Annotated in this window: 23 protein-coding genes and 1 pseudogene; 8 read left to right on the forward strand and 16 right to left on the reverse strand. The window is 65.4% G+C overall.

The window, feature by feature from the left end; all coding sequences use genetic code 11:
* Nucleotides 1-79 precede the first annotated feature (79 nt).
* The 6 genes from ACLE20_RS02870 (at nt 80) to ACLE20_RS02895 (ending at nt 6,395) form a co-directional block, all read left to right on the forward strand.
* Nucleotides 80-1,387, forward strand: coding sequence for an MFS transporter (locus ACLE20_RS02870; RefSeq protein ID WP_410939125.1), 1,308 nt, complete (start codon nt 80-82; stop codon nt 1,385-1,387).
* A 27-nt stretch (nt 1,388-1,414) separates the two neighbouring features.
* Entirely contained in the window at nt 1,415-1,744 is a 330-nt protein-coding gene (locus ACLE20_RS02875; protein ID WP_410938728.1) for an ArsR/SmtB family transcription factor, read from the forward strand.
* Nucleotides 1,741-2,229 (forward strand): SRPBCC family protein, encoded by a 489-nt coding sequence (locus tag ACLE20_RS02880; protein ID WP_410938729.1) that lies wholly within the window; start codon nt 1,741-1,743, stop codon nt 2,227-2,229. Before ACLE20_RS02875 ends, ACLE20_RS02880 begins: the two co-directional genes overlap by 4 nt.
* Nucleotides 2,230-2,234: 5 nt before the next feature.
* The gene (locus tag ACLE20_RS02885; protein WP_410938730.1) at nt 2,235-2,645 is read left to right on the forward strand and encodes a GFA family protein; all 411 of its coding nucleotides are present in this window, start codon (nt 2,235-2,237) and stop codon (nt 2,643-2,645) included.
* Between the two features lie 291 nt (nt 2,646-2,936).
* Nucleotides 2,937-3,539 (forward strand): LysE family translocator, encoded by a 603-nt coding sequence (locus ACLE20_RS02890; RefSeq protein ID WP_410938731.1) that lies wholly within the window; start codon nt 2,937-2,939, stop codon nt 3,537-3,539.
* A gap of 198 nt (nt 3,540-3,737) precedes the next feature.
* Complete coding sequence (locus ACLE20_RS02895) at nt 3,738-6,395, forward strand: ATP-binding protein (protein ID WP_410938732.1); 2,658 nt, start codon at nt 3,738-3,740, stop codon at nt 6,393-6,395.
* A gap of 56 nt (nt 6,396-6,451) precedes the next feature.
* Here ACLE20_RS02895 and ACLE20_RS02900 read toward each other — a convergent pair whose 3' ends face one another.
* The 11 genes from ACLE20_RS02900 to ACLE20_RS02950 all read right to left on the reverse strand — a co-directional run bounded on the left by ACLE20_RS02900 (nt 6,452) and on the right by ACLE20_RS02950 (nt 17,563).
* Entirely contained in the window at nt 6,452-7,405 is a 954-nt protein-coding gene (locus ACLE20_RS02900) for an SAM-dependent methyltransferase (protein ID WP_410938733.1), read from the reverse strand.
* Between the two features lie 519 nt (nt 7,406-7,924).
* Nucleotides 7,925-9,025, reverse strand: a complete 1,101-nt coding sequence (locus tag ACLE20_RS02905) for a helix-turn-helix domain-containing protein (RefSeq protein ID WP_410938734.1) — start codon at nt 9,023-9,025, stop codon at nt 7,925-7,927.
* 120 nt (nt 9,026-9,145) lie between these two features.
* On the reverse strand, nt 9,146-9,379 hold the full coding sequence (locus tag ACLE20_RS02910) for a DUF1127 domain-containing protein (protein ID WP_410938735.1): 234 nt from the start codon (nt 9,377-9,379) through the stop codon (nt 9,146-9,148).
* Nucleotides 9,380-9,574: 195 nt separating this feature from the next.
* The gene (locus ACLE20_RS02915) at nt 9,575-9,946 is read right to left on the reverse strand and encodes a hypothetical protein (RefSeq protein WP_410938736.1); all 372 of its coding nucleotides are present in this window, start codon (nt 9,944-9,946) and stop codon (nt 9,575-9,577) included.
* On the reverse strand, nt 9,943-10,803 hold the full coding sequence (locus tag ACLE20_RS02920) for an extradiol ring-cleavage dioxygenase (protein WP_410938737.1): 861 nt from the start codon (nt 10,801-10,803) through the stop codon (nt 9,943-9,945). The genes ACLE20_RS02915 and ACLE20_RS02920 overlap by 4 nt, the downstream gene beginning before the upstream one ends.
* Nucleotides 10,804-10,911: 108 nt before the next feature.
* Nucleotides 10,912-11,616 (reverse strand): response regulator, encoded by a 705-nt coding sequence (locus ACLE20_RS02925; RefSeq protein WP_410938738.1) that lies wholly within the window; start codon nt 11,614-11,616, stop codon nt 10,912-10,914.
* A gap of 182 nt (nt 11,617-11,798) precedes the next feature.
* Nucleotides 11,799-12,044: a hypothetical protein gene (locus ACLE20_RS02930; protein ID WP_410938739.1), complete on the reverse strand. Its 246-nt coding sequence runs from the start codon at nt 12,042-12,044 to the stop codon at nt 11,799-11,801.
* Nucleotides 12,045-12,185: 141 nt separating this feature from the next.
* Nucleotides 12,186-13,388, reverse strand: coding sequence for a cytochrome P450 (locus tag ACLE20_RS02935; protein WP_410938740.1), 1,203 nt, complete (start codon nt 13,386-13,388; stop codon nt 12,186-12,188).
* Nucleotides 13,389-13,530: 142 nt separating this feature from the next.
* The gene (locus tag ACLE20_RS02940; protein ID WP_410938741.1) at nt 13,531-14,733 is read right to left on the reverse strand and encodes a cytochrome P450; all 1,203 of its coding nucleotides are present in this window, start codon (nt 14,731-14,733) and stop codon (nt 13,531-13,533) included.
* Between the two features lie 83 nt (nt 14,734-14,816).
* Nucleotides 14,817-16,406: a GMC family oxidoreductase gene (locus ACLE20_RS02945; protein ID WP_410938742.1), complete on the reverse strand. Its 1,590-nt coding sequence runs from the start codon at nt 16,404-16,406 to the stop codon at nt 14,817-14,819.
* Nucleotides 16,407-16,777: 371 nt separating this feature from the next.
* Complete coding sequence (locus ACLE20_RS02950) at nt 16,778-17,563, reverse strand: alpha/beta fold hydrolase (protein WP_410938743.1); 786 nt, start codon at nt 17,561-17,563, stop codon at nt 16,778-16,780.
* Nucleotides 17,564-17,709: 146 nt separating this feature from the next.
* Between ACLE20_RS02950 and ACLE20_RS02955 the strand changes: the two genes are divergently transcribed.
* A complete protein-coding gene (locus ACLE20_RS02955; RefSeq protein ID WP_410938744.1) occupies nt 17,710-18,195 on the forward strand; it encodes a MarR family winged helix-turn-helix transcriptional regulator in 486 nt (161 codons plus the stop codon).
* Between the two features lie 21 nt (nt 18,196-18,216).
* Here the strand turns inward: ACLE20_RS02955 and ACLE20_RS02960 are convergent, their stop codons facing one another.
* The 3 genes and pseudogenes from ACLE20_RS02960 to ACLE20_RS02970 form a co-directional block, all read right to left on the reverse strand.
* On the reverse strand, nt 18,217-18,996 hold the full coding sequence (locus ACLE20_RS02960) for an SDR family oxidoreductase (protein WP_410938745.1): 780 nt from the start codon (nt 18,994-18,996) through the stop codon (nt 18,217-18,219).
* Nucleotides 18,996-19,151 carry a hypothetical protein gene (locus tag ACLE20_RS02965; protein ID WP_410939148.1) on the reverse strand — a complete coding sequence of 52 codons (156 nt, stop codon included), beginning with the start codon at nt 19,149-19,151 and terminating at the stop codon, nt 18,996-18,998. The genes ACLE20_RS02960 and ACLE20_RS02965 overlap by 1 nt, the downstream gene beginning before the upstream one ends.
* A 59-nt stretch (nt 19,152-19,210) precedes the next feature.
* A pseudogene (locus ACLE20_RS02970) lies at nt 19,211-19,399 on the reverse strand (hypothetical protein); the annotation flags it as partial.
* A gap of 16 nt (nt 19,400-19,415) precedes the next feature.
* Here ACLE20_RS02970 and ACLE20_RS02975 point away from each other — a divergent pair.
* Nucleotides 19,416-20,309, forward strand: coding sequence for a LysR substrate-binding domain-containing protein (locus tag ACLE20_RS02975; RefSeq protein WP_410938746.1), 894 nt, complete (start codon nt 19,416-19,418; stop codon nt 20,307-20,309).
* 8 nt (nt 20,310-20,317) lie between these two features.
* On the opposite strand, the gene ACLE20_RS02980 is transcribed toward ACLE20_RS02975, so the two are convergent.
* Together ACLE20_RS02980 and ACLE20_RS02985 are read right to left on the reverse strand one after the other, a co-directional pair.
* The gene (locus ACLE20_RS02980; protein WP_410938747.1) at nt 20,318-21,688 is read right to left on the reverse strand and encodes a GGDEF domain-containing protein; all 1,371 of its coding nucleotides are present in this window, start codon (nt 21,686-21,688) and stop codon (nt 20,318-20,320) included.
* 6 nt (nt 21,689-21,694) lie between these two features.
* Nucleotides 21,695-22,459, reverse strand: a complete 765-nt coding sequence (locus ACLE20_RS02985) for a transporter substrate-binding domain-containing protein (protein ID WP_410938748.1) — start codon at nt 22,457-22,459, stop codon at nt 21,695-21,697.
* Nucleotides 22,460-22,680: the final 221 nt, after the last annotated feature.

The raw sequence follows: 22,680 nt of genomic DNA on the forward strand, positions 1-22,680 counted from the left end.
CCTCCCCGTGACCACGTCCCCTTCCGCACCGACGATCGAAGACCGTTCCGCAACGCCACGGCAGTATCTCGCCGTCGGCGTGATCCTGCTCTCCATCGTTCTCGTCGTGCTCGACGCCGCGATTGCCAATGTCGCCCTGCCGTCGATCGCCCTCTCCCTGCAGGCGGCGGCCGACGATACGGTCTGGGTCGTCTCGGCCTATCAACTGGCCGTCCTCGTGGCGCTGCTCCCCTGCGGGGCGATCGGTGAAATCTACGGAGCGCGGCGGGTGTTCCTGATCGGCGTGGCGCTCTTTACCCTGGCATCCGCAGCCTGCGCACTCGCTGTCAATCTTCCCATGCTGATCCTCGCCCGGTTTGCGCAAGGGCTCGGTGCGGGCGCGATCATGGCGCTCTCGATGATGAACCTGCGCGCCGCGTTGCCGCAGAACCTGCTCGGTCCGATGATCGGTCTGGTCGCCACGGTCATCGGGATTTCCGCCGCCGCCGGCCCCGGCATCGCTGGCGCCATCCTGTCGGTCACCACCTGGCCCTGGCTGTTTGCCGTCAATCTGCCGTTGGGCGCCCTCATCCTCTTTGGCGGCACGATCCTGGAACCGATCGAAGGCCGGAAGCGGGCGCTCAATGCAGCGGCTCTTCTTGCCAACACGCTGATGTTCATCCTGTTCTTCTACGGCGCAGACCGGATCGCGACGGCGCCGGTGCAGGGCGTCGTCCTGATCGCCGCCTCTGCTGCGTGCCTTGTCGTCACGCTGCGCCTCGAACGGGACAGCGCAGCGCCCATCATTCCGACCGATCTCCTGGCGCTGCCTGCCTTCCGCGTCGCGGTGATCGCCTCCGTCGCGTGTTTCTGTGGCCAGATGCTGAGCTACATCGCCCTGCCCTTCTACCTCCAGCACGGGCTCAACATGACGCCGGTCTCGGCCGGTCTCTATATGATCCCCTGGCCGCTCGCGACCGCGGTCATCGCGCCCCTTTCCGGGCGACTGGCAAACCGCATCAAGACCGCATGGCTCTGCGCGACCGGCGGCGCGCTCCTCAGCGGCGGGTTGCTGATCGCCGGCTTCACGCCCCCGGACCCGAGGCATATCGGCTTCCTGGTCGGCACCATCATCGCCGGCCTCGGCTTCGGCCTGTTCCAGACGCCGAACAACCGCATCCTGCTGCTCTCTGCCCCGAAAGCGCGCAACGGCGCAGCCGGCGCCCTGCAGGGCACGGCGCGCCTGCTCGGCCAGACGCTGGGCGGGGTCTCCATGTCGATCCTCTTCGCCCTTCTGCCGCTGACCACCGCCCTGACCACGGCCATCGTCATCGCCGCGGTCTTTGCGGCCCTTGCCGGCCTGATCAGCCTGAGCCGTGCCAGCTACGAAACCAATAGTGTTGACTAATCGATTAGTCCCTGCTATTGATTTCTCATGATCGAAGGCGAGACTATAACCGGCGTCATGCGCGCCCTGGCGGACCCGACGCGGCGGCAGCTGTTCGAGCGGATCGCCGCGGCCGAGGAGGTAACTGTCATCGAGCTCACGCGCACGAGCCATGTGACGCAAGGGGCGGTATCGCAACACCTTAAAACCCTCAAACAGGCGGGGCTCGTGCGCGAGCGTCCGGAGGGCCGCAATGTTTACTACCGGGTCAACCCGGACGGCCTGAAGCCGCTCGCCGACTGGATGAGCCACTACCGCATGGTCTGGCGCGACAATATCGCCGCGCTGAAGCGGATCTTGAAGGACATCGATCCATGACATCTCTCTCCACCCCGCTGCTTCAGTCGATCGAGATCGATGAGCTGCTGCCGCATGCGCGCCATGTGGTCTGGCGCGCTTTGACCGAGGCGGATCTCATGCGTCGGTGGATGATGACGCCCGAAGGGTTCCGGCCGGTCGTCGGAACCCGTTTCACCTTCCGCACCAAGCCGGCCGGGGCCTGGGACGGGACCATCCACTGCGAGGTTCTGGACGTGATCGACCAGGAACGGATCGCCTATCGGTGGACAGGCGGGCATGAGAGCAACATCGGCTATGGGTCGAAGCTCGATACCGTCGTCTCGATCACGCTGTCAGATGCACCGAACGGCACGCGGCTCAGCATCGTCCATTCCGGCTTCGAGCTGCCGCGCAACGACTCCGCCTTCCGCACGATGAGCGATGGCTGGAAGGTGGTCGCCGAACGACTGGAAACCGTGGTCGCCGAGGAAGCATCCTCCGCGAACGCAGCCTCGGAAAGGTAAGCACAATGCCCCTTCGCTATACCGGTGGATGTGCTTGTGGCGCTTTGCGCTACGAAATCAGTGGCGAGCCTGCCGCCATGCTGAACTGCCAGTGCCGGCAATGCCAGCGGGAGAGTGGGACCGGCCATCAGTCGCATCTGACCTTCGTTGCCGCAGATGTCTCCTTGCAAGGCGAGCCCGCCTTCTTCGAGAGCGTCGGCGAGGGCGGAACGGTGAAACGCCGCGGCTTCTGCCGGACATGTGGAAACCCCGTCTATCTGCAATTCCCAGCCATGCCGGAGGTCCTGATCGTCACGCCGTCAAGCCTCGACGATCCAAGCCTCTTCAAGCCCCACTTCGTGACCTGGACCCAAAGCGGACAGGCGTGGGATCATCTCGATCCGGCAATCGTCAGGCACCAAAAGATGCCCGCCTAGGGCAAGCAGCGCCCGAGCCTCCTCTTCCCTCCATCGGCATCGCCGACGCTTGCGGCTCCGGCCCCAAAGGCCGGCGCGCTATGGACTTTGCATGCGCCGGGATTGCCGTCCGCCATACCTCTGTCGAAGCCTAGGCATGCAATCGCCCAAATTTGGGTAGTTGTGCCGATGCGAGCCCTTGCACCCAGGGACTAACCTCCAGTTGTCGCCGCGAGGAATTCGGGCCGGCGCGGCTCGAGAGACGGCGCCGATGCCCCTGACGCGGCCCGACGCATCGGGGACGCGCATCTCATGTCGACGATCACAGCCAGTGCCTTGCTTGCCTTTTCGATTGCCCTTCCCTTCGGACCCGTGTCGCTGATGTGCATCGAGCGGAGCCTCGCCAGCGGTGCGACGCGCGGTCTCGCCTGTGGCGCCGGCGCCTCGACTGCCCATGGCGTCTTCGCGACCCTGGCCATCACCGGCACCAATGCGGTCGCCGCCTGGCTGTCCGGCTGGCAGTCGACGGTGCATCTCCTCTCCAGCGCCATCCTGGTGCTGATCGGCCTCAGACTGCTTTTGAAAACCGCTGCCAAGCCCGCCGTCGTCACGACCAGCACCGGCCGTTTCGCCGACTACGCAGCCGGCCTGATGCTGGCACTGACCAATCCCGCGACGGTGCTGCCTTACCTGGCACTGGCAGGGTCCGGCGTATTCATCGACCAGTCGGGGCTGCTGACACTGGCGGCGACGGTCACCGGCGTGTTGCTTGGCAGTACAGCCTGCTACGCCACCTTGAGCGGCTCGGTCTGGGCTCTGAAAGACCGCATGCCGCGCAGTTTCCTTTTGCGGCTCAATCTTCTGGCCGGGCCGGCGTTGATCGTCATGGGGCTGCATATGGCGCTAGCGACATAATCCTCTGCTTTCCGGCAAAGTACGGTTTCAACAATTTTCCGAGGACCTGAGGGGAATTCTGCGCTAGACTTGGGGGCAGAAGAACTTCGCGCATTCGATTCTAGACAGACTGCCTCCCGTCACTATGAAAAGCGACGTCGTGATTTCTGCCAATCGATTCCCCTCTTCCCGCCGCGTCCAGTGCGGGACATTCGTCTGATGTTGCTTGAGCGCGATGCCGAGACGCAGACATTGTTCGCCCTTCTGAAAGAGGCCTCGGCGGGGCGGGGAAGCCTGGTCCTGATCGAGGGCGAGGCCGGCATCGGCAAGACATCCCTCCTGCAATCCTTCGCGGCCCGGATTTCCCGCACCCATCGCATCCACTGGGGCTGGAACGACCCCTTCACAACCCAGCGCCCGCTCGGCGCCCTGCATGACATGACGTCGATCGCCGGGTCGGAGATCGGCGAAATGCTGCGTCGCGGCGAGCCGCCCGATGCGATCTTTGCCGCCGTGCTCAACGACCTCCTGCGCGCACCGGAGGCGGTGATCCTGATTTTCGAGGATCTGCACTGGGCCGATACCGCGACGCTCGATCTCATCCGCTTTCTCGGCCGTCGCATCTCCTTCCTCAAAGCCATGGTGGTGCTGACCTTCCGGCGAACGGATATCGACCGCGATCACCCGATCACCTATCTCCTCGGAGAACTGCCGGCCGTGACGCGCATCGTCATGGAGCCTCTGTCGCGCGAGGCGGTCCTGGCGCTGGCAGGCGATGAGAAGGACGGCGATTCGATCTATCGCACGACGGAGGGCAATCCCTTTTTCGTCACCGAGCTCCTGGCCGATCGCCACCAGGCTGAAGGCCGCCTGCCCCTGTCGATCCGCGACGCGGTCTGGGCGCGCTGGTCGCGCCTGCCGCCGGCCCTGCGGGAATTTCTCGACATCCTCAGCATCCTGCCCGGCGGCGCCTCGCGACGCATGGTTCCGGCGCTGACCAGCGAGGATGCGGAGGGGCTTGCCGATCAATGCGTCGACCGGGGCCTGCTGCGCTGGGACCAGATGGGCACGCTGGTGTTCCGCCACGAGCTGGCGCGCCAGGCGACGCTGGAACGCCTGTCGCCCGCGACGCAGCGGGCGCTGCATGCGCGCATGGAAACGATCTTCGCCGCAATGCCGGCCGCCGATCACGATCCGAGCATTTTGGCGCAGCGCCTGCACCATGCCGCCCTTTCCGGCAATATTCCGGCCGTGCTGGAGCTGGCACCGCGCGCCGCCGCCCAGGCCGCCAAGCTCGGCGCGCATCTTCAGGCGGCAACGCATCTGGCAACCGCCCTCGCCCATGTCGCGCTCGCCCCGCCGTCCGTCGCCGCCACGCTCTACGAGGACTGGGCCTACGAGACCTTTCTTGCCGGCAGCGCCGCCTCCGAGGAGACGCTGAGGGCTTACGCGACGGCGATCTCGCTCTGGCGTTCGCTCGGGGACATCGAGAAGGTCGGGCTCAATCTCTGCCGCCTCGCCCGCCTGCACTGGCGGCGCGGCGAGACCGACCAGGCAGTTTCCTACACCGAACAGGCGGTTCGCGAACTGGAAGGCCATGCGCCGAGCAACGAGCTGGCACTGGCCTATTCCGCACGGTCCCAATTCCTGATGCTGCAGGACCGGTTCGACGAGGCCATCGTCTGGGGGCGGCACGCGATGGATCTTTCGGACAGGCTGGGACAGGTCGAAACGCGCATCCATGCGCTCAACAATGTCGGGACAGCACTGGCCTTCGCCGGGCAGAAAGGCGGCGACGCGCTTCTGGAGGAGAGCCTGGCGCTCGCACTCGAGCGCGGATTTCACGATCACGCCTCGCGCGCCTATACCAACCTCTCCGAATGCCGCATGCTGTTTCGCGACTTCGCGCGCGCCGATGCGCTGATGAGCGAGGGCATCGCCTTCTGCGTCCAGCACGACCTCGATGGCGCCGCCCATTACCTTCTCGGCCATCACGCCCAGCTGCGACTCGAGCAGGGCCGGCTGCACGAGGCGCAGGTGATTGCCGAAGGCGTGATCGCCAGACAGGCCTCGCCGCGCGTCATGCTGCTGCCGGCGCTCTCGGTGCTCGCGCGCGTCAAGATGCGGTTCGACATGCCCGAGGCGCCGGACCTGCTCGCGCATGCGCTGGAGGAAGGCGAGAGGACGGGCGAGCCGCAGCGCATCATCCCCATACGTCTGGCGTTGATGGAATCCGCCTGGCTGCGCGGCGCGCCGGAGGACGCGCGTGTCCATGTCGATGCGCTGCTGGCGATGGGAACTGGCTCCTTCTCCGCCTGGGATCGGGGCGAATTCCTGGTCTTGCTGCGGCGTCTGGGGCTTGCCCTGCCGGAAGGTACGGACGCGGCCACACTGCCCCCGCCGCGCGCCGCCGAAATGGTCGGGGACTTCGAGCGTGCTGCCGACCTCTGGCTCGCCCTCGATCAGCCCTACGAGGCGGCGCTGTCGCTCACCGAGGTCGTCGGCGAAGGCGCGAGCGACGCACTCGCCCGCGCGATCACCGCATTGGAGGAGATGGATGCGCGGTTGGCCGCCGGCTTTGCCCGGCGCCTTGCCACCGAGCGCGGGCTGATGACCGCGCTGCCCCGCCGCAAGCGTGGCCCCTATACAGCCGCCCGCCAGCATCCGCTCGGTCTTACCTCCTCCGAACAGACCGTGCTGTCGCTGCTCGTCAAGGGCATGGGCAACAAGGAGATCGCCCGCACACTCTCCCGCTCGCAGCGCACGGTGGAACACCAGGTCTCCTCGGTGCTGGGCAAATTCAACGCCAACAACCGCCTGGAAGTGCTGCTGCGCGTGCGCAGCGAGCCATGGCTTGTCGGCCCGGAGGGACCGTGACGTGCCAAGCTCGAGAAGCGGCGGAGGGCCCCCATCCTCTGTCCGACGGGGCATCGTCAGGGCAGCCTTCCGAACACGAATGTTGCGAGCGGCGTCACGCTCATTTCGAGGTCGACATAGCCTCGGGCCTCCATCATTGACCGAAGCAGGGCAGGATTGCGAATTTCGCCGCCGCTGCGCAGCGTCCGGAGATCAGCCATCAGCGCCAGGAACGGGTCTTCGGCGCGGCTATAGAGGGCGGCGACGAGATAGGCATCGCTGCGTGAGGCACGGGCGATGCGGTCAAGCGCGATTTCGACGCTTGCGCGCTTGAGGTACATGGTTGGCAGCCAGGCGAGCGTATACCTGTCGCGCTCGTCCAGCGCGGCGACGTCGAGTTTTCGGATCGTCACCCGGTCCGCAAAGCCGCTCTCGCCCACGTTTTTCCGCGCGATCTTAAGCGCCGGCTCCCATATATCGATCCCCTCGACGCGCAGGCGGGGGCAGGTGCGGGCTGCTTCGAGGGCGATCTCCGCAACCCCGGTGCCGACGTCGAGGAAGCATCCTTCCAGGGCGTCTTGCAGCCGCGGATGCGCTTCCGCAATCTGGCAGATGCGGGTGAAGACGCTTCTTGACGCGCGTCCGATCGCCTGCAGCGCGGCTGGGTCGAAAATTTCCCAGTTCGCCCCACGATCCGGGTTGCGAAAGAGCTCGCTTGCCTCGCCAAGCGCCATCTCCACCATGGTCAGCACTTGTGAGATCTCTTCGTCATCGTCCGGGAGAAGGACTTGGCCCAAAGCCAAGAGCGCCCCGTGATCGATCGTTTGCCGGATGGCAGGATCGACGGCCGGATGGGAGCGCAGCTTGATCGAAGCGCCGATGAGCGCCAGCATCCTGACGGACTTGGCGAGCGCCTGAACTCGGAAAGAAAAGCTATCAATCATGGTTGCTCTTTCAAAAGGATGGCACGGCTCGCGGTAGTGCGAGGATGGCGCCCGAAGACACGGCGAAAGCCAGGTAGAGGCCGGCAAGTGCCGCTAGAACGAGGACGGCCATTCCGCCGGCCAGCCAGTCGGTCGGCTCGGCTCTGCCTTCTCGCCGGGAAAGCGACGCGGGCTCATCGCCGGGCGTCTGTTCCCAGCCTGTGTCTCTGATCAGGCCGGCAGCGTGGAGGCTGCCACTGCGGCGCCGGCGATAGGCGGTGAGGTCGATCACCTCTGCGTCCCCCCTCGATCGGTCTGCGTTCGGCGGCGAGACCTTCGATGCGCCATCGTCTCGGCTCGTCGTCATGAAGTCACATACGGCGTACGATGACCGGGAAAGGCGAGAGCGCGCTGTGGCGCTTTTTCGGGCGGGGCGATGGGGGCGCGGGGTGGGGCTGTCGTGCGGCCATGGGAGGATCCTTCGGCTGTGGCGTCGGGATGCTTCCATGGCTGCGGCGGATGGAACGGCGATGTCAGGATGTCGGCCGAGCGTTACAGATCGAACGGAGCTTGACCGCATCGCTGGCTGCGGCGGGCGCTTCCAGACCTGAAGAACCGGCGATGGCCTCAGGCCGGCATATGCGTAAGCACCGTCTCGGTCTGCGCCCGGCCGGCGCCTTCCGGCGAGGCGGAGAGAAGGACCAGGGTGGAGACGGCCTCGGCGATCGTCGCCAGCGCCTCACGCTCCTCGGGCTTCAGGCTTCGGGGAACGACATCGATGACGCAGACCGATCCGAGGGCGAAGCCGAGCGGATCGCGCACCGGCGCGCCTGCATAGAAGCGGAAGCCATAGGGCGCGTCGAGCGTGGGGTTTGTCGACAGCGAGGGCCGCATCCGCATGTCCTCGATCACGGTGAGTTCGTTGGCGACCAGGGTCTCGTTGCAGAAGGCCCAGTCGCGCACGGTGCTTTCGCCCTCGAACCCGACCCGTGCCTTGAACCATTGCTGGTCCCCGGTGATCAGGGTGAACATGGCGATCGGCGCTTGGGTGACCGTGGCGGCCAGACGCACCAGACGATCGAAGCGGCTGTCCGGCGCTGAGCCGACGAGGCCGGAACGGCGCACGGCCTCCAGCCGGGCCGCCTCGTTCAGCGGCGTCGGGAAGCCAGCCGCCGAGGCCTCTTCGCGGCTTGCGCCGAGCGCCGCGACGATCTGCGCGCTCTGGGAGGGCACATCGGCGAGTCTCGGCAGCCGGATGCGCCGTCCGTTGCGCGAGACGACCGGCCTCTCGATCGTCGGGCTGACCGTGACGATCGTCGTTGCCGCCGCGCGGGGATCCCGACCAAGCTCCAGGGCGAGCGTCTCCCGCCCGTCCCCCCGGTTGGCTTCCAGCACGATCACGGAAGGTGGCATCTCGGCCAGTCTTTTCCGCAGTGCTGCGACATCCTCTGTGACGTCGGTCAGCAGCCCGGCGTTGGGCAGGCCGACCGCCTGCCATTCTGCCCCCCGCCCCTCTGCTGCGAGAATGAGCACGCGCGCGGCGAGCGCCGCCGGTGGCAGCGGGGACGCTGCATCGATGAGGTCGAGCACGGCCTGGCGCGGAATCCGGCGGTGGCCGCCCGGGGTCTTCCACGACGGCAGCTGGCCGCTTTCAACCCAGAGCTGGGCGGTGCGGATCGACACGCCAAGCAGCTCCGCCGCCTTGGCGGTTGTGAGAATGTCTTTCATCAATGCGTCCACATACTTGGACCTCGTTATGGACTTAAGGATATTCAGCCGAAAAAGAAGGGAGTGACGCTGCTGAGCCTGCAGGCCTCCCCTCAGGCTGATGGCGGCTTTGCAGATGGTCTAGCGGTTCTTAGCGTCAGCCGAACCTTGATCGAATACCCCGCCCTCCGGAAAGACGACATCGAAGCGTGAGAGCCCGATGTCCTTCAACAGATAGTCCGGCAGGGTGCCGAGGTGATCGAGCGCCTTTCGCCGCGCCCGCAGGCGCAGGAGGCGACGCAGGAGAATCAGAGATCCAGTGCGGCGCAGCCAGGGCAGCCGCAGCTCGGAGACAATTTGCGCATCGGTCATCATCGTCTTTCCTTGTTCATCATCCATCAGCGCGGCGTTGCATCACGGAGCGACACCGATGGCTTTCGCAGTCTTGGCGGCCGCAGCGTCGTCGCCGTTTCCGGCCCACGCTGTTCGCGCTCAGGCTGCAACCGCGCGACAATCGTTTCACGGAGCGACCGCGGCGGCCGGGCGCCGCCGACATGTCTGGCGCGCGCTTCAGGTCATGATCGAGGGATAGCGGCGGCCGCGCCAGGATTGCAGCCTGGCGGCAAAGTCGCGCTGGAAGGAGAGAGGTCCGAACTTCTCGCGGTAGGGCTCGTCATAGATGCCGATGAACAGAGTGAGGTTCAGGAAGAAATGCGCACCCATTTCGAACAGGCTGACGAAATCATGCTCGACGAGCGCCCGCCGCTCGGTCTCCGTCAGGACATGGACCGTCGAGGGTTCGACGGAATTGCCGAGCAATGTCGGCGCGATCGCCTGCTCCCAGGCCGCCACGAAATTGGCCGGATCCTCCGCATAGCGCGCGAGGAGGGCGGGATCCCGATCGACGGTGAAGAGGAACTTGTTGAGGGTGTAGCGGCTCATCGCGCGTCCCCTTCCGGATACCAGGTGAAATAGGCCTCCATGGTGTGGAAGAGATCGAGATGATCGACATAGTCGGCAGGGCACGCGCCGGCGACGCCAAGCATCAGGATAAAATTGAGAAAGCCGTGGGTGGCGTTGCCACTCGCCTCCAGCGTTTCATGCGTAACGGAGGCGAGGATGGCGTCGATATCGCCGGTCCGCAGCCATTCGATCGCCTGACGGTCGAAGGCGGGATCGGGTCCGGTCTCCATGAACTGGCGCGGGCCGCCGAGTTCGAGCGAGAGATGACCGGTGCCGATGACGGCGATGCGCCCGTCGGAGGGATAGGCCTCGACAGCGGCGCGGATGGCACGCCCGAGCTCATAGAATCGCCGCACCGAAGGCAGCGGCGGCGCGAAGATATTGGTGTAGATCGGCACGATCGGCAGATCGTTTTGTGGCCGAAGCGTGATGATCGGGCAGACGATCGAATGATCGATCTTCAGCTCGTTAGAAAAAGCGAGGTCGAAATCCCGGTCGAGCAGCGCCTGATGCAGGAAACGCGAGAGGTCTTCCGCCCCTTCCAGCAGGAAGGTCGGCAGGCCGAACTCCCGCTGTTCATTGTAGAAGGTGGCATCATAGAGCGGCGCCTTGCCGATCAGGAATTGAGGGTAGTTGTCGAGGAAAATCTGGTGGAAATGGTCGGAGCCGACCATGACCAGCAGATCGGGGCAGGCGCGGGTGAGCGTCTCGCGATAGGCCTCGATCTTGCGCTGCCACTCCGCTGCCTGGGGCATGCGATCGCCGGGTTGGGCGGTGGTCGCCTTGAGGTAGAAGGGGTGGTGCGTGGACGCCAGGGTGGCAACGAGCTTTGCCAAGAGGAACCTCCAGGGTCAAAGGTGGATCGGTTGGTGAGCCCGCCCGGCTGCGTGCCGCAGGATCGGCATGCCGGCAGGGCGAACGAGGAAGACGGCGCTGTCTGTCGGCTAGCGACTGACTTCGACATCGGCATCGAGCAGGTAGCCGGCGCCGCGTTCGGTGCGGATCAGCTTTGGCCGCGAGGCGTCCTCCTCGAGCTTTCGGCGCAGGCGGAGGATGAGGACATCGATGCTGCGGTCGAAGACCTCCTCGTCATGGACGCGGCTGGCCGAGAGCAGCTGCTCACGCGAAAGGATCTGCCGGGGCGCGCGGAGAAACGCGGTCAGGAGGTTGAACTCGCCGGCCGTCAGCTTCACCTCCCCCTCCGGCCGTGCGAGCCGCCGCAGCTTGACGTTCAGCTGCCACTCGGCGAAGCGATAGATGGTCCTGTCCTTCTTCGGCACCGGCGCCGGACGTTCGCGCAGCGAGGCGCGGACGCGGGCCAGCAATTCGCGTGTCCCAAACGGCTTGGTGAGATAGTCGCTGGCGCCCAGTTCGAGGCCGACCACCTTGTCGGCTTCCTCGATCCGGTCGCCGCTGATAATGATGATCGGGCCGTTCGAGGTGCCCGCGAGCCGCTTGACGATATCCAGCCCATCCTCGCGGCCGAGATTGAGGTCGATGATGAAGAGATCGACCGGCTCGGTGTTGAGGATCCGCTGCAGATCCTGGCTGCCGCTCAGGCCTGTGACCTTCAGGGCATGCTGCGAGAGATAATCGACCAACAGGCCGCGGAGCGTGGGATCATCGTCGATGACCAGGACGTGTTTCATGGCGCAGCCCCCTTCTCCGACGAAGCGGTCGAGGAAGGCGCCGGGGCGATCCGGATCGGCTGTCCTCTTCGCTTGCAGCGCGGCCGGTCGGGTGCGGCTGAAAAAATGGCGGTCGAGCGGTTCATTCACGTCCTCCATGGAGCGGGACAGGGGTTGAAGGGTGGGAGACGGGCCGCAGCCCGTCACGATCGGACGACCTCGTCCTCGAGGGTTTCATCTGGGTCGATGGTGGTCGGCTCCGGATGCCACTCAGCCGGAGGGCGATCGTCCGGGAGCGGGTAGAAGGGCGAGACAGAGAGTGACGCCATGGCTGCCGAGCCGAAGGCCTCCAAGAGGGCCGGCATCAGGCGCTCCAGACGGTCGTTCAAGCCGCAGAGACCCGCCACTGTGCGGCTCACGAGGCTCTTGCAGAGACGGATGATGGGCATGGTGTGCATCTCTTGTTGCTGATAGCGATCCGCGCTGCTTGCCCGCTCATCCTGGAGAGCGTGGCTGGAACGGTGCGCATTGGACGGGATCCCCGCGCCGCGCCTGGGGAGGCTTCGCCGACGCGGCTCCTCGGGCGCCGGCTAGTGCCAGCGAAGCGTCAGTTCCTCGACCTTGCGAACCCCGGCATGGCCATGAATGGTCAGCCCCTGCCCGTCGATGCGCGGATCGGGAAGGGCCGCAAGCAGCACCGAGAGCGCCTCCTCCATCTCGATCTTGGCCAGAGCCTCGCCGAGGCAGCGATGCTCGCCGCCGCCGAACACCGGATGCCAGCGCAATGTCGGGCGCGTGAGTTCGAAGCGATCGGGGTTGGGGAAGACTTCCGGATCACGAAGGGCGGACATCGTGCTGAGCAGGACGGGGCGCCCGGCCGGGACGACAGCGCCGTCGAGTTCGATCTCCTCGATGGTCAGCCGCGGCACCGAGCCGACAGCCGGCTCGCAACGCAGCGATTCCGACACGACCGCACCGATGAGCGCGGGCTGGCGGCGCAGCTCCTGCCAGAGGCCATGCTCAAGAAGCAGCCCGGCCATGACAACAATCGCCGCGCGCGTTGTGTCGCTGCCGCCGAGCACCACGGAGACGATCTGCATGATCGCCTCCAGCGCAGTCATCGCGCCGGCTCGATCGACCGTCTCGACATAGTCGGACAGGAAATCCGGCCGCGGATGGCGGCGCCGGTCCTCGATCAGCGCCTCGATATAGAGGGTCAGATCCTGCGTCGCCTGCTCGATGTCCGGCAGATCGTCACGCGTCCAAGAAGAGGTGAGGATCTTTGACACCCGATACGAGAGCGCGGTGAAGACGGGAACGTCTGTGCGCGGAATGCCAAGGATCGCCGCAAGGGTGATCGCCGGGACGAGAGACGCAAAGTCGTCGCGCAGGTGGAGCAGGCCGCTGTCGCGCTTCTCGTCGACCAAGGCCTCGGCCAGCGACCGGACAGTCGGCCGCAGCCCCTCCATCATCCGGAAAGCGAAGGCACGCGACAGCGGTTGGCGTCGGCGTCGATGCGTCTCGCCATTGGAAAAGAGCAGGCTGTTGGAAACGAGATCCATGACAGGGCCCGGGCCGACACCCTTGGAGCGCAGCAGCTCGGTTTCGATCTGCCGAGTGCGCTGGTCGGTGATCAGTCGTTCGACATCGCGCGCCCTGAGGACCAGGATGACGCCATCGTCGCGCTCGATGAAGGGAAAATGCGGTCGCATCTCGCGAAAGATCTGGTGCGGCGTGGCATCGAGCGCGGCGCAGCTGAGGACGGGCGGGGTGGTTCTGCTTGGCAGTGCCATGATGAGGCCTTTCTTTGTCGAGCACGCGGTTGACGGGAATGGGTCATCCTGCCGTGCGCGGATCGGGGTTCAGGCGGAGGGCGAGCGTCGGGCAGCTCAGCGCCGCGTTGCCCGCTCGAAGGTAAGGGCGCGGGCGGCGCGCTCAGTGTTGCCAGCGCACCCAGCACTCGCTGGTTTCGCGGACGAAGACATGGCCGGTAACGGTCGGAGAATGTTCGAGCCGGAGGGTGGGGAGCCGCTCGGTCAGGACGGCTAGGCCCTCCTCCAGCGCGGCCCGGCCGAAGGCTTCGGCGACGCAGCGATGGGCGCCGCCGCCGAAGGCGAGCCGGGCGAGATTGAGGCTCGGCCGTGAGAGATCGAAGCGATGAGGGTCGGCAAAGACCCGCTCGTCGCGCAGCGCCGAGACAGCGGAGAGCAGCACCATGTGCCCGGCCGGCACAATCCATCCGCCGAGATCGATCTCCTCGACCGCCACGCGCACCACCCCGGCGATGCCCGGGTCGAACCGAAGCGCCTCCGCCACGGCATTGGCGACCAGCGTCGGATGGCTGCAGACGGATTCCCACTGATTGCGATTGCCGAGCAGCTGCGCGATCTCGACGACAAGGGCAGTGCGCATGGATTCCGTCCCGCCGATGATCATCTGGACGATCTGCATCAGTCCTTCGAGCGGCGACAGCTGATGCTCGCCCGCGGTCGTTTTGTAGGTGGAGAGGAAGCTGCCTGGCCGTTCCGCGTCCACCTGATCGAGGCGATCGGCGAGTGCGCTCTGCAGGCGCAGAGCCGCCTCTTCCGCCGCGGCGACTGCGTCTGGCGTCGGCCCGGGCCTGAAGAAGGCGTTCATGGCGAGAACATCCCGCTCGAATGTGGGCAGCGCGTCATCCGTCACATCGAGCAGGCGCGCGAGCGCCAGGATCGGAAGTTGGCGCGCATAAGCCGAGACGAGCTCGAGCCGTCCGTCTGCGATCCGGGCATCGATCAAGAGCGAGGCCGCATCGCGAACATGCTGGCGAAAATGCTCCAGGCTCTCCCGCGCCAGAGCGCGCGACAGGGCGGCGCGGCGGCGGGCGTGGGTTTCGCGGTTTGCCGTCAGCATGCCGTACTCGAACAGGTCGAAGAGCGCGCCTTTGGTGAGCCCCGCCTGATGCGGAAGAGCGGTCTCGGTGGCCTGCAGGCGCGGATCGCTCATCAGCCGCTCGACATCCGCATAGCGCAGCACGACATAGCCGCCGCCGGCGAGCGCGATGAGCGGATGGGTCGCGCGATAGGTAGCGAAGGTACCGTGCATATCGGCCTCGAGGTCTGCAGCCTCGACGACGGGCACGGGACGAACATGATCGAGCATGACGGATCTTTCTTCGGGATAGCCAACGCGTCCGCTCCGGCCTCTCCTCGTGCGGAGGGAGAAAGGCCGGGACAGCTTTCGGTTCAAAGTTCGTGCTGGGCGCGGATCATGTCGGCGGCGCGCTCGCCGATCACCACGCAGGGCGCCATGGTATTGCCGGTGGTGATGCGCGGCATGATCGAACTGTCGGCGATCCGCAGCCCCTTGATGCCGTAGACCTTCAGCTGATGATCGACGACCGAGAGAGGGTCGCGCCCCATTTTGGCGGTGCCCGACTGATGCCAGAAGGTGATGCCGGCGCGGCGGAGGAAATCGATCAGCCCGCGCCGGTCGCGGGCGCCGGGCGCGGTCTCGCCGGTAACCAGCGGCGCGAAGGCGGCACCGTTTCCGAGCTCGCGGCAGAGTTCCACGGCTGCGATCGCCGCCTCGACATCCTCGGGCTCACTCAGCGAATTCGGTTGGATCAGCAGCGGATCCTCGACATTCGGCCCGGACAGCTGCAGCCGTCCGCGGCTTTTCGGCTGCGCGAGACCGGCAAACATGCTCCAGCCCTGCGCCGGGGTTTCGAGCGCCGCTTCCACCGGCGAGGGAACGGCGAATTCCAGCTGGCATTGCAGGATGTCCGGCTGGGTGAGACGGGAATTGCTCTTCCAGTAGAGCGTCGCCTCGCAGCCGCTGCCGCCGACGCTTTCCGTTTTGCGATAGGCCCAGGTGCAGCCGAAGGCGAGGTGATCCTGATGGTTCTCCCCAACCCCCGGCAGATCCTCAACGACCGCTATGCCGTGCTGGGCGAGCATGGCGCTCGGCCCGATGCCCGATTGCAGCAGCAGCTTCGGCGTCTGAATGGCGCCGAGCGAAAGAATCGTCTCGAAAAAGGCGCGGAACTGCCGTTGCCGCCCATCGACGATCGCCTCGACGCCGACCACGCGCTTGCCCTCGAACAACAACCGCGACACCAGCGCGCCGGTGATCACCGTCAGGTTTCGTTTGTGTTCGAGTGGCTCGACATAGGACTGATAGACCGTCTGGCGCTTGCCGTCCTTGATGCGCAGCTCGGCGATGGCCGCACCGCCCTCGCCTTCCATCATCGCGCCATTCGGCGTGTCGAAGACCGGGATGCCGGCGCCAGCGGCTGCGCTCAGCAGTGCATGGGCGACAGGCTGCGGTGCCTGCGGTTGTTCGACATGCGCCGGCCCGCCCGTGCCGCGGCGAACGGGATCGGGCGCTCCCTGCCAGTCCTCGATCCGCTTGTAGTAGCCAAGCACCGATTCATAGGACCATCCCGCATCGCCGGCCTCGGCGGCGAAATGTTCCCAATCCTGCTTGTGACCCCGCGCCCAAACCATGACATTGATGCTCGAGCCGCCCCCGAGCCCCTTGCCCATGTTCAGGGGCAGCCGGCGGCCGGCGAGGCCCGGCGTCGGCTCGCCGACGAAGCCCCAGTCACGGTCCGAGCCCAGATTGAGCGGCCACTGCCCAGGCTCGCGGACACAATCGGCCGCGGCATCGCCACCGGCTTCGAGCAGCAGCACCCGCGCCCCGCCGCATTCGGCCAGACGCGCTGCCACGACCGATCCGCTGGAGCCGGCGCCACAGACGATGAAGTCGAACTGCGCGGCATCCGTATCGAGAATGGTCGCAGCCTTCTCGGTCTTTCGGGAGGGTGGGGTCATGGGTCTTCCTCGGTGAATCACGTTGTTCGATGACTGACCGGAAACTGCCGTTTCCGTGTTTTTTTATCATTTCCATCAAATTTCAGCTGTAACGGCGGACGATGCCGACGCGATGAGCGCGGGTTTCCTTCGGTGCTGCAGCGAATGGTTCGGTGTTGCGGTCATGGGCCGCGATGCAGAGTGTGGCCAGGCAGACCGCGGATGGATGCGCCTTGCGATCAGTCCCGGGCACTTGGGCTTCGGTCGATCTTCGTCGGGAGACGCGGACTCGGTCCCTGGATGCGCTCATTGGAAACGCCATCGGGCGCTGTCCAGACCTGCTCTCGAAAAGCATCGAGGCAGAGCCTGCCTCGATGCGCGTCGGTAAGGACCTACTTGGTGGAGACCGACTTGGCGGCCGCGTCGATCGTCTCGGCAATGACGCCCGGCTGCGTCATGAACAGGGCGTGGCTGGCGGAAACCTTGGTGACCTTCGCCTTGATGCGCTCGGCCATGTGGATGAGCATGGCCTGGTCGAAGGCCTTGTCTTCGGTGGCGATGACGGCCCAGCTCGGCTTGGTCCTCCAGGCGGCGTTTTTCAGAACCGTGCCGAAGGCGGACATGTTGATCGGCACCTGGGCATCGCGCATGAAGGCGACGTCCGCATCGCTCGCATCATGCGCGAAGCCGGCCTTGAACTTGTCGGGGCGGACATAGCCGAAGCCATCGGACGTCGTCTCCAGCACGAAGTCCTTGGCCGGCGCGAAGCCCTCATATTGCTGGGCGGTGGTCTCGCCGGCATCCGGGGACAGCGCCGAGACATAAACCAGGCCGGCGACCTTCGGATCGACGCCCGCTTCGGTGATCACCGTGCCGCCCCAGGAATGGCCGACGAGGATGGCCGGCCCATCCTGCCGCTCCAGCGCCCGCTTGGTGGCGGCGACATCGTCGGCGAGCGAGGTCAGCGGGTTCTGGACGATGGTGACGTGATAGCCCCGCTCGGTCAGCAGGCTGTGGACCGACTTCCAGCCCGACCCATCGGCGAAAGCGCCATGGACGAGAACGACATTCTTGACCGCCTGGTCGGCCGGGATGCGGTCGGCGGCATGGCTTGCGCCGGCGGTGAGCATGGCGGCACTGGCAAGAGCGGCGGTAGCGAGCGTGTTCCGGATGGACATGATGATCTCCTCTTTGTTTCTGCGATAACCGTTATCGCGATATATGTAAGGTGTCAGATACGGTTCTGGTCGTCAACCCCTTTCTTATCGCGATATTGTTTTTTGTGATGGTGCTTATTAGATAGGCGGAAACAGGAGTGCCATCGATGACCCAATCCAATGCGGATCCAGCCGCCGCCAATGATCCGCCGCCGCTTCACGATCAGCTCTGCTATGCGATCTACACGGCCGGCATCGCCATCCAGCGCGCCTACAAGCCGCTTCTCGACGAGCTTGGCCTGACCTATCCGCAATATCTCGTCCTCAACGTGCTTTGGCGGGACGGGGACCAGACCGTTGGGGCGATCGCCCAGGCGCTGGCGCTGGAATCGAGCACGCTGACGCCGCTTCTCAAGCGGCTGGAGGCCGGCGGCCTTCTCAGCCGCACGCGCAACCGGGACAATGAACGCCAGGTGGTCGTTTCGCTGACCGAGGAAGGCCAGGCGCTCAAGCACCGGGCCGGCTGCCTCAGTGACACTCTGCTCGCCGCCTCCACTCAGACACCGCAGGAACTGGCGGCGCTCAATCGCGATGTCCGATACCTGCGCAATGCGATCTATTCACAGATCGGCGGCTGGGACGCGCCTGCGTGAAGCCAGCGCGTCGGTTGGCTATCACGCCACCGGAACGGTGCCGCCGTCGATCCGGTATTCCGTGCCGGTGATCGAGCCGGCGCGGTCGGAGGCGAGGAAGGCGATCAGATTGGCGACCTCCTCCGGTTCGGCCGGGCGCCCGAGCGGAATGCCGCCGAGACTGTCCATGATGATCCGCCGCCCACCGTCCAGATCCGTGCCGGCCTGGCTTGCGAGCCGCTCGGCCAAATGCACGGAGGCCTCGGTGTTGATCCAGCCGGGTGAAACGCGCACCACCCGCACGCCCTTCGGCGAGACCTCTTTCGACAGCGACTTGCTGTAGGTCGACAGCGCCGCCTTGGCGGCGGCATAGGCCGTGGTCGACTGGGGGAGCGGCAGGACGTTCTGGATCGAGGTGACGTGGATCACGACGCCCTGCCCCTGCTCGAGCATGTGGGGCACCAGCAGCCGGTCGAGCCGCACTGCGGGGAGAAGATTGAGGCCGAGCTCCCGCTGCCAGTCCTCCTCCCCAAGTGCTGCAAAGCCGCCGCCCGGTGCGGACGACCCGCCCAGCATGTGAACGAGGATGTCGAGGCCGCCAAGCCGGCTTTGGATTGCGTCTGCCAGACGCTCGCAGCCCTCCGCAGTTGTGAGATCGGCCTCGATGAAGGCCTCCGCCGGCAGGTCATCGGGCCGGCTGCGTGCCGTCGTCAGCACCTCGGCGCCGAGCGCGCGAAAGAGCGAGACGGTCGCCGCACCCGTGCCCTTGGTGCCGGCGGTGACGAGGGCACGCTTGCCCTTGAGCGTCAAAAAATCGCTCATCAGTGGAACTCCAGGCGAAGGATCTGATCGCTCTTCAGCGTAAAATGATGGGTGAGCATGATCGGGCTCCCCGGAAAATTTCCGCTGACCCGGGCATGGACCTGCACCCGGTCGCCTTCGCGCACCGTCTCCAGGGGTTGCTTGTAAACTGCCATTTCGCCTTGGCATCGGCCCACCAACGTCGGATCGCCTCGCGCCCCGCATGCACCGCCTGCTCATCCTCGACCACTGCGTCTTCGGTGAACAGGGCGGCGAGCGCCTCCGCGTCGCCGCGCCCGTCGGCATCGAAATAGTGTTTCACCGTCCATGGCATCGTCATTGCCTGCCTCCTGTTCTTTATCGATGGAGAGAAGGTAAGGGCTTCCGAACACCCCGATAAGTGGGATAAAGAGGCATGAAGCATTGCAGGACACGGGACAATGGATCAGGTGAGCCTCAGGGACCTCGAGGCCGTGATCGCCATTGCACGGCGCGGCACGTTTCGCGCAGCGGCGATCGATCTCGGCCTGTCGACCACCGCGCTCAGCCACACGATCGCGCGGCTGGAAGCCGATCTCGGCACGCGCCTGTTCAACCGCACCACCCGCAGCGTAGCGCTGACGGAGGCAGGCCGCATCTTCATGGAGCGGGTTACGCCGTCCCTGGACGATCTACGCGGCGCGCTGGAGAGCGTTCGCTCCAGAAGCGAGACCCCCTCCGGCACGATCCGCATCAATGCCGCGCCCTTTGCCGGACGAGCGATCATGGATCGTCTGGTCCCGGAGTTCCTGCGGCTCTATCCGGACATGGCGGTGGATCTGGTGACGGAAGGGCGTCTGGTCGATATCGTCCGCGACGGATTCGATCTCGGTGTGCGCGTCGCGGCGCTGGTGCCGAGCGACATGATCGCCGTCTCACTCGGCCGGCCGCACCGGCATGCCGTCGTCGCCGCGCCCGGCTATCTTGGACAAAGGCCACGCCCAAAAGTGCCGGCCGATCTGTTTGGATATGACTGCATCCGCGCCCGCCTGCCGGATGGCTCGCTGCTGCGCTGGCGGTTCGAGAAGGACGGCGAGGCGCTGCAGATCGATGTGCCGGGCCGGATCACCCTCGACGAGGCGAGCCTGGTGCGCCGTGCGGTTCTCGAAGGTATGGGGCTTGGCTATATGATCGATCAGGATATCGCCGACGAGATCGCCGCCGGCCGGATGATCCGCATCCTGGAGGACTGGACGCCGGCCGTTCCCGGCCTCTGCCTTTATTATCCGAGCCGCCGGAATCTCTCCGCCGGCCTGCGGGCTTTCCTGGATCTGGCCCGCCAGCTGGCGCGATAGGCGCCAACTTACGCCGCGCGGGTGCGGGGGTCGTGCACGGTCACGCGGTTGCGGCCGGCATGTTTGGCGGCGTAGAGCGCCTTGTCGGCTTCCGAGAGCAGCAGGCCGATATCGGAAAGCCGGCGGGCGCCGAGCGTGGAAATGCCGATGCTGGTGGTGAAGGAGACCGATTGTCCGCTGCCGAGATCGATCGTCAGCGTCGCCACCGTGCGGCGGATCCGCTCCGCCACCGCCTTGACCGTCGCGGTATCGCGCCCTTCCACGAGCGCGGTGAACTCTTCGCCGCCATAGCGCGCCACCGAGATCGAGCTGTCCTCGCCGATCTTCTGCAGGAGATCCGCCACCGCCCGCAGGCACTGGTCGCCGGCCTTGTGGCCATGGGTGTCGTTGATCGCCTTGAAATGATCGAGGTCGATCATCATGACAGCCAGATTGCCATCGCTAACGCTGGCTCTCGCAAAGGCGTCGTTCAGCAGCAGTTCGAGCTTGCGGCGATTGGGGAGGCCGGTCAGCCCGTCGCGATCCGACAGGATCTGCAGCATGGCATTGGTGCGCTTCAGATTTTCCGATAGCGCGCCGTAACTGTCCACCGCATCGGCAATGGTGGCGAGCTCGGCGAAGAGCGGTTTCGGCAGCGCCCCTTCCACATCCCCGCCGCGGCCGATCGCCTCCAGCTTCAGGATCGCTGCACCGATCGGCGCGACGATGAAGCGGCGGACCACCCAGAGCGTGACGACGAGAAACAGTACGGGCAGCGTCAGGATTAGGATCCAACGCTTCTTCACCTCCGATGCCGCACTGGCAACCGAGGAGACGAGCGTATCGGCAAGCATGACGGCATCGGTCGACAGGCTGTCGCTCAGACGGTCGGCAGTCGCGATCGCCCGTTTATAAGCCTCCGTACTGTCGGCCTCGGCGCGGGCGATACGGTGTTCCCGATCGTCGGCCGCCATTGGCGGATCGGTTGCGGCCGGCGGTTCGCGCAGGCTGCGGGCGGCCTCGCGGCCGACCACGATGCGCTTGACCTCGGCGGCGATGATGCGGGCGCCGTCGATCAGCATGCGGTTGTCGTCGAGGCTGAAGCTCTGGCAGAGCGTTTGCAGCTGCAGCTGGATCTGCCGCTCGACCCGCCGATCATGGGCCAGATAGACCGAGCGGATCAGCGAGGCGGCACGCTCGACCTTGAGCGCATTGCGGTTCTGCGAGAGGATGAGCGGGATCTGCTGCTCGCGGGTCAGCCGGGCGCTTTCCTCCACCGTGTTCAGGAAGGACACGGAATAGGCAGAGGCGGTGATCGCGTAGAGCACCGCCAGCAGGAGCGCCAGATGTCCCGCCGTCTTCAGCGAGACTTTGCGCAGAGGAAAGAACCAACCCGGCATAATGGCTCAATAGATGCTGAAGGGGAAATACTTGTCGTTGACCTGATCGTAGGCGCCGTTCAGACGGATGCGCTTCAGGGCGGCGTTGACCTCGGCGAGCAGGGCCGTATCGCTCTTGCGGGCGGTGATGTGCGAGGTGCTCTGCAGGAGATCGTTGGTGACTGGATCGCCGATGAAGTCGAAGCTCGTCTTCTTGGTGTTTTCGAGGAAGCTCATCAGGTCGATGGCGTCGGCGAGCAGCAGATCGGCCTTGCCCTCTTCGAGCATGCCTTGCGCTTCCGGCTGGTCCTTGGCATGCAGCACCGTGCTCTTCGCGGCATAGACCTTGTCGAGATAGTCGGCATGCATGGTGCCGTCACCGGCGACGATACGGGCACCGGCGAGCGCCTCGGGCGAGGTATCGGTGAAGCGCTGGGTATCGCCGACGAAGACGGCGTGCGAGCGGTAATAGGGATCGGAGTAAGCGATGCGCTTCGCCCGCTCTTCCGTATAGGCCATGCTGGCGACGATCAGGTCATATTTGTTCTGCTCGAGCCCATCGATGATTTCTACCCAGGGTACGGCGACGAAGCTGCAGGTCTTCTTCATCTCGGCGCAGAGCGTCTTGGCGATGTCGACATCGAAGCCGGCCAGTTCGCCCTTCGCATCGATGAAGTTGAAAGGCGGATAGGCACCCTCGGTGCCGATCCTCAGCACCGCATCCTCGGCGTGGACGGGCTGGAGGGCGGACAGGGTCAGGCAGGCGGCAGCAAGCAGAATTTTCAAAGACATCACAACGCACTCCGCAAATCGATGCGAGGATGGTGACACGACGTTCCTTAACGACTCGCCCGTTGCTGAGGACGGTTTGAAGGAGAACGGTGGATAAAGGAAACAAATGCCTTACAAAGTGAATCGTTGCCCAAATGCGGCACTGCAAAAATTGATCGCGCTGACCCTGTGCCTTTGAATTAGCCTCGTCTATGTCAGTGGTACACCCGCTCCAATTGAGA

It is taken from the genome of Rhizobium sp. YIM 134829 (assembly GCF_046546455.1).

Coding starts and splice junctions, on each gene's coding strand:
- ACLE20_RS02875 (WP_410938728.1), top strand. CDS start 1,415: ATGATCGAAGGCGAGACTATAACCGGCGTCATGCGCGCCCTGGCGGAC.
- ACLE20_RS02880 (WP_410938729.1), top strand. CDS start 1,741: ATGACATCTCTCTCCACCCCGCTGCTTCAGTCGATCGAGATCGATGAG.
- ACLE20_RS02885 (WP_410938730.1), top strand. CDS start 2,235: ATGCCCCTTCGCTATACCGGTGGATGTGCTTGTGGCGCTTTGCGCTAC.
- ACLE20_RS02890 (WP_410938731.1), top strand. CDS start 2,937: ATGTCGACGATCACAGCCAGTGCCTTGCTTGCCTTTTCGATTGCCCTT.
- ACLE20_RS02895 (WP_410938732.1), top strand. CDS start 3,738: ATGTTGCTTGAGCGCGATGCCGAGACGCAGACATTGTTCGCCCTTCTG.
- ACLE20_RS02905 (WP_410938734.1), bottom strand. CDS start 9,025: ATGAAAGACATTCTCACAACCGCCAAGGCGGCGGAGCTGCTTGGCGTG.
- ACLE20_RS02910 (WP_410938735.1), bottom strand. CDS start 9,379: ATGATGACCGATGCGCAAATTGTCTCCGAGCTGCGGCTGCCCTGGCTG.
- ACLE20_RS02915 (WP_410938736.1), bottom strand. CDS start 9,946: ATGAGCCGCTACACCCTCAACAAGTTCCTCTTCACCGTCGATCGGGAT.
- ACLE20_RS02925 (WP_410938738.1), bottom strand. CDS start 11,616: ATGAAACACGTCCTGGTCATCGACGATGATCCCACGCTCCGCGGCCTG.
- ACLE20_RS02930 (WP_410938739.1), bottom strand. CDS start 12,044: ATGCCCATCATCCGTCTCTGCAAGAGCCTCGTGAGCCGCACAGTGGCG.
- ACLE20_RS02935 (WP_410938740.1), bottom strand. CDS start 13,388: ATGGCACTGCCAAGCAGAACCACCCCGCCCGTCCTCAGCTGCGCCGCG.
- ACLE20_RS02940 (WP_410938741.1), bottom strand. CDS start 14,733: ATGCTCGATCATGTTCGTCCCGTGCCCGTCGTCGAGGCTGCAGACCTC.
- ACLE20_RS02945 (WP_410938742.1), bottom strand. CDS start 16,406: ATGACCCCACCCTCCCGAAAGACCGAGAAGGCTGCGACCATTCTCGAT.
- ACLE20_RS02950 (WP_410938743.1), bottom strand. CDS start 17,563: ATGTCCATCCGGAACACGCTCGCTACCGCCGCTCTTGCCAGTGCCGCC.
- ACLE20_RS02955 (WP_410938744.1), top strand. CDS start 17,710: ATGACCCAATCCAATGCGGATCCAGCCGCCGCCAATGATCCGCCGCCG.
- ACLE20_RS02960 (WP_410938745.1), bottom strand. CDS start 18,996: ATGAGCGATTTTTTGACGCTCAAGGGCAAGCGTGCCCTCGTCACCGCC.
- ACLE20_RS02965 (WP_410939148.1), bottom strand. CDS start 19,151: ATGGCAGTTTACAAGCAACCCCTGGAGACGGTGCGCGAAGGCGACCGG.
- ACLE20_RS02975 (WP_410938746.1), top strand. CDS start 19,416: ATGGATCAGGTGAGCCTCAGGGACCTCGAGGCCGTGATCGCCATTGCA.
- ACLE20_RS02980 (WP_410938747.1), bottom strand. CDS start 21,688: ATGCCGGGTTGGTTCTTTCCTCTGCGCAAAGTCTCGCTGAAGACGGCG.
- ACLE20_RS02985 (WP_410938748.1), bottom strand. CDS start 22,459: ATGTCTTTGAAAATTCTGCTTGCTGCCGCCTGCCTGACCCTGTCCGCC.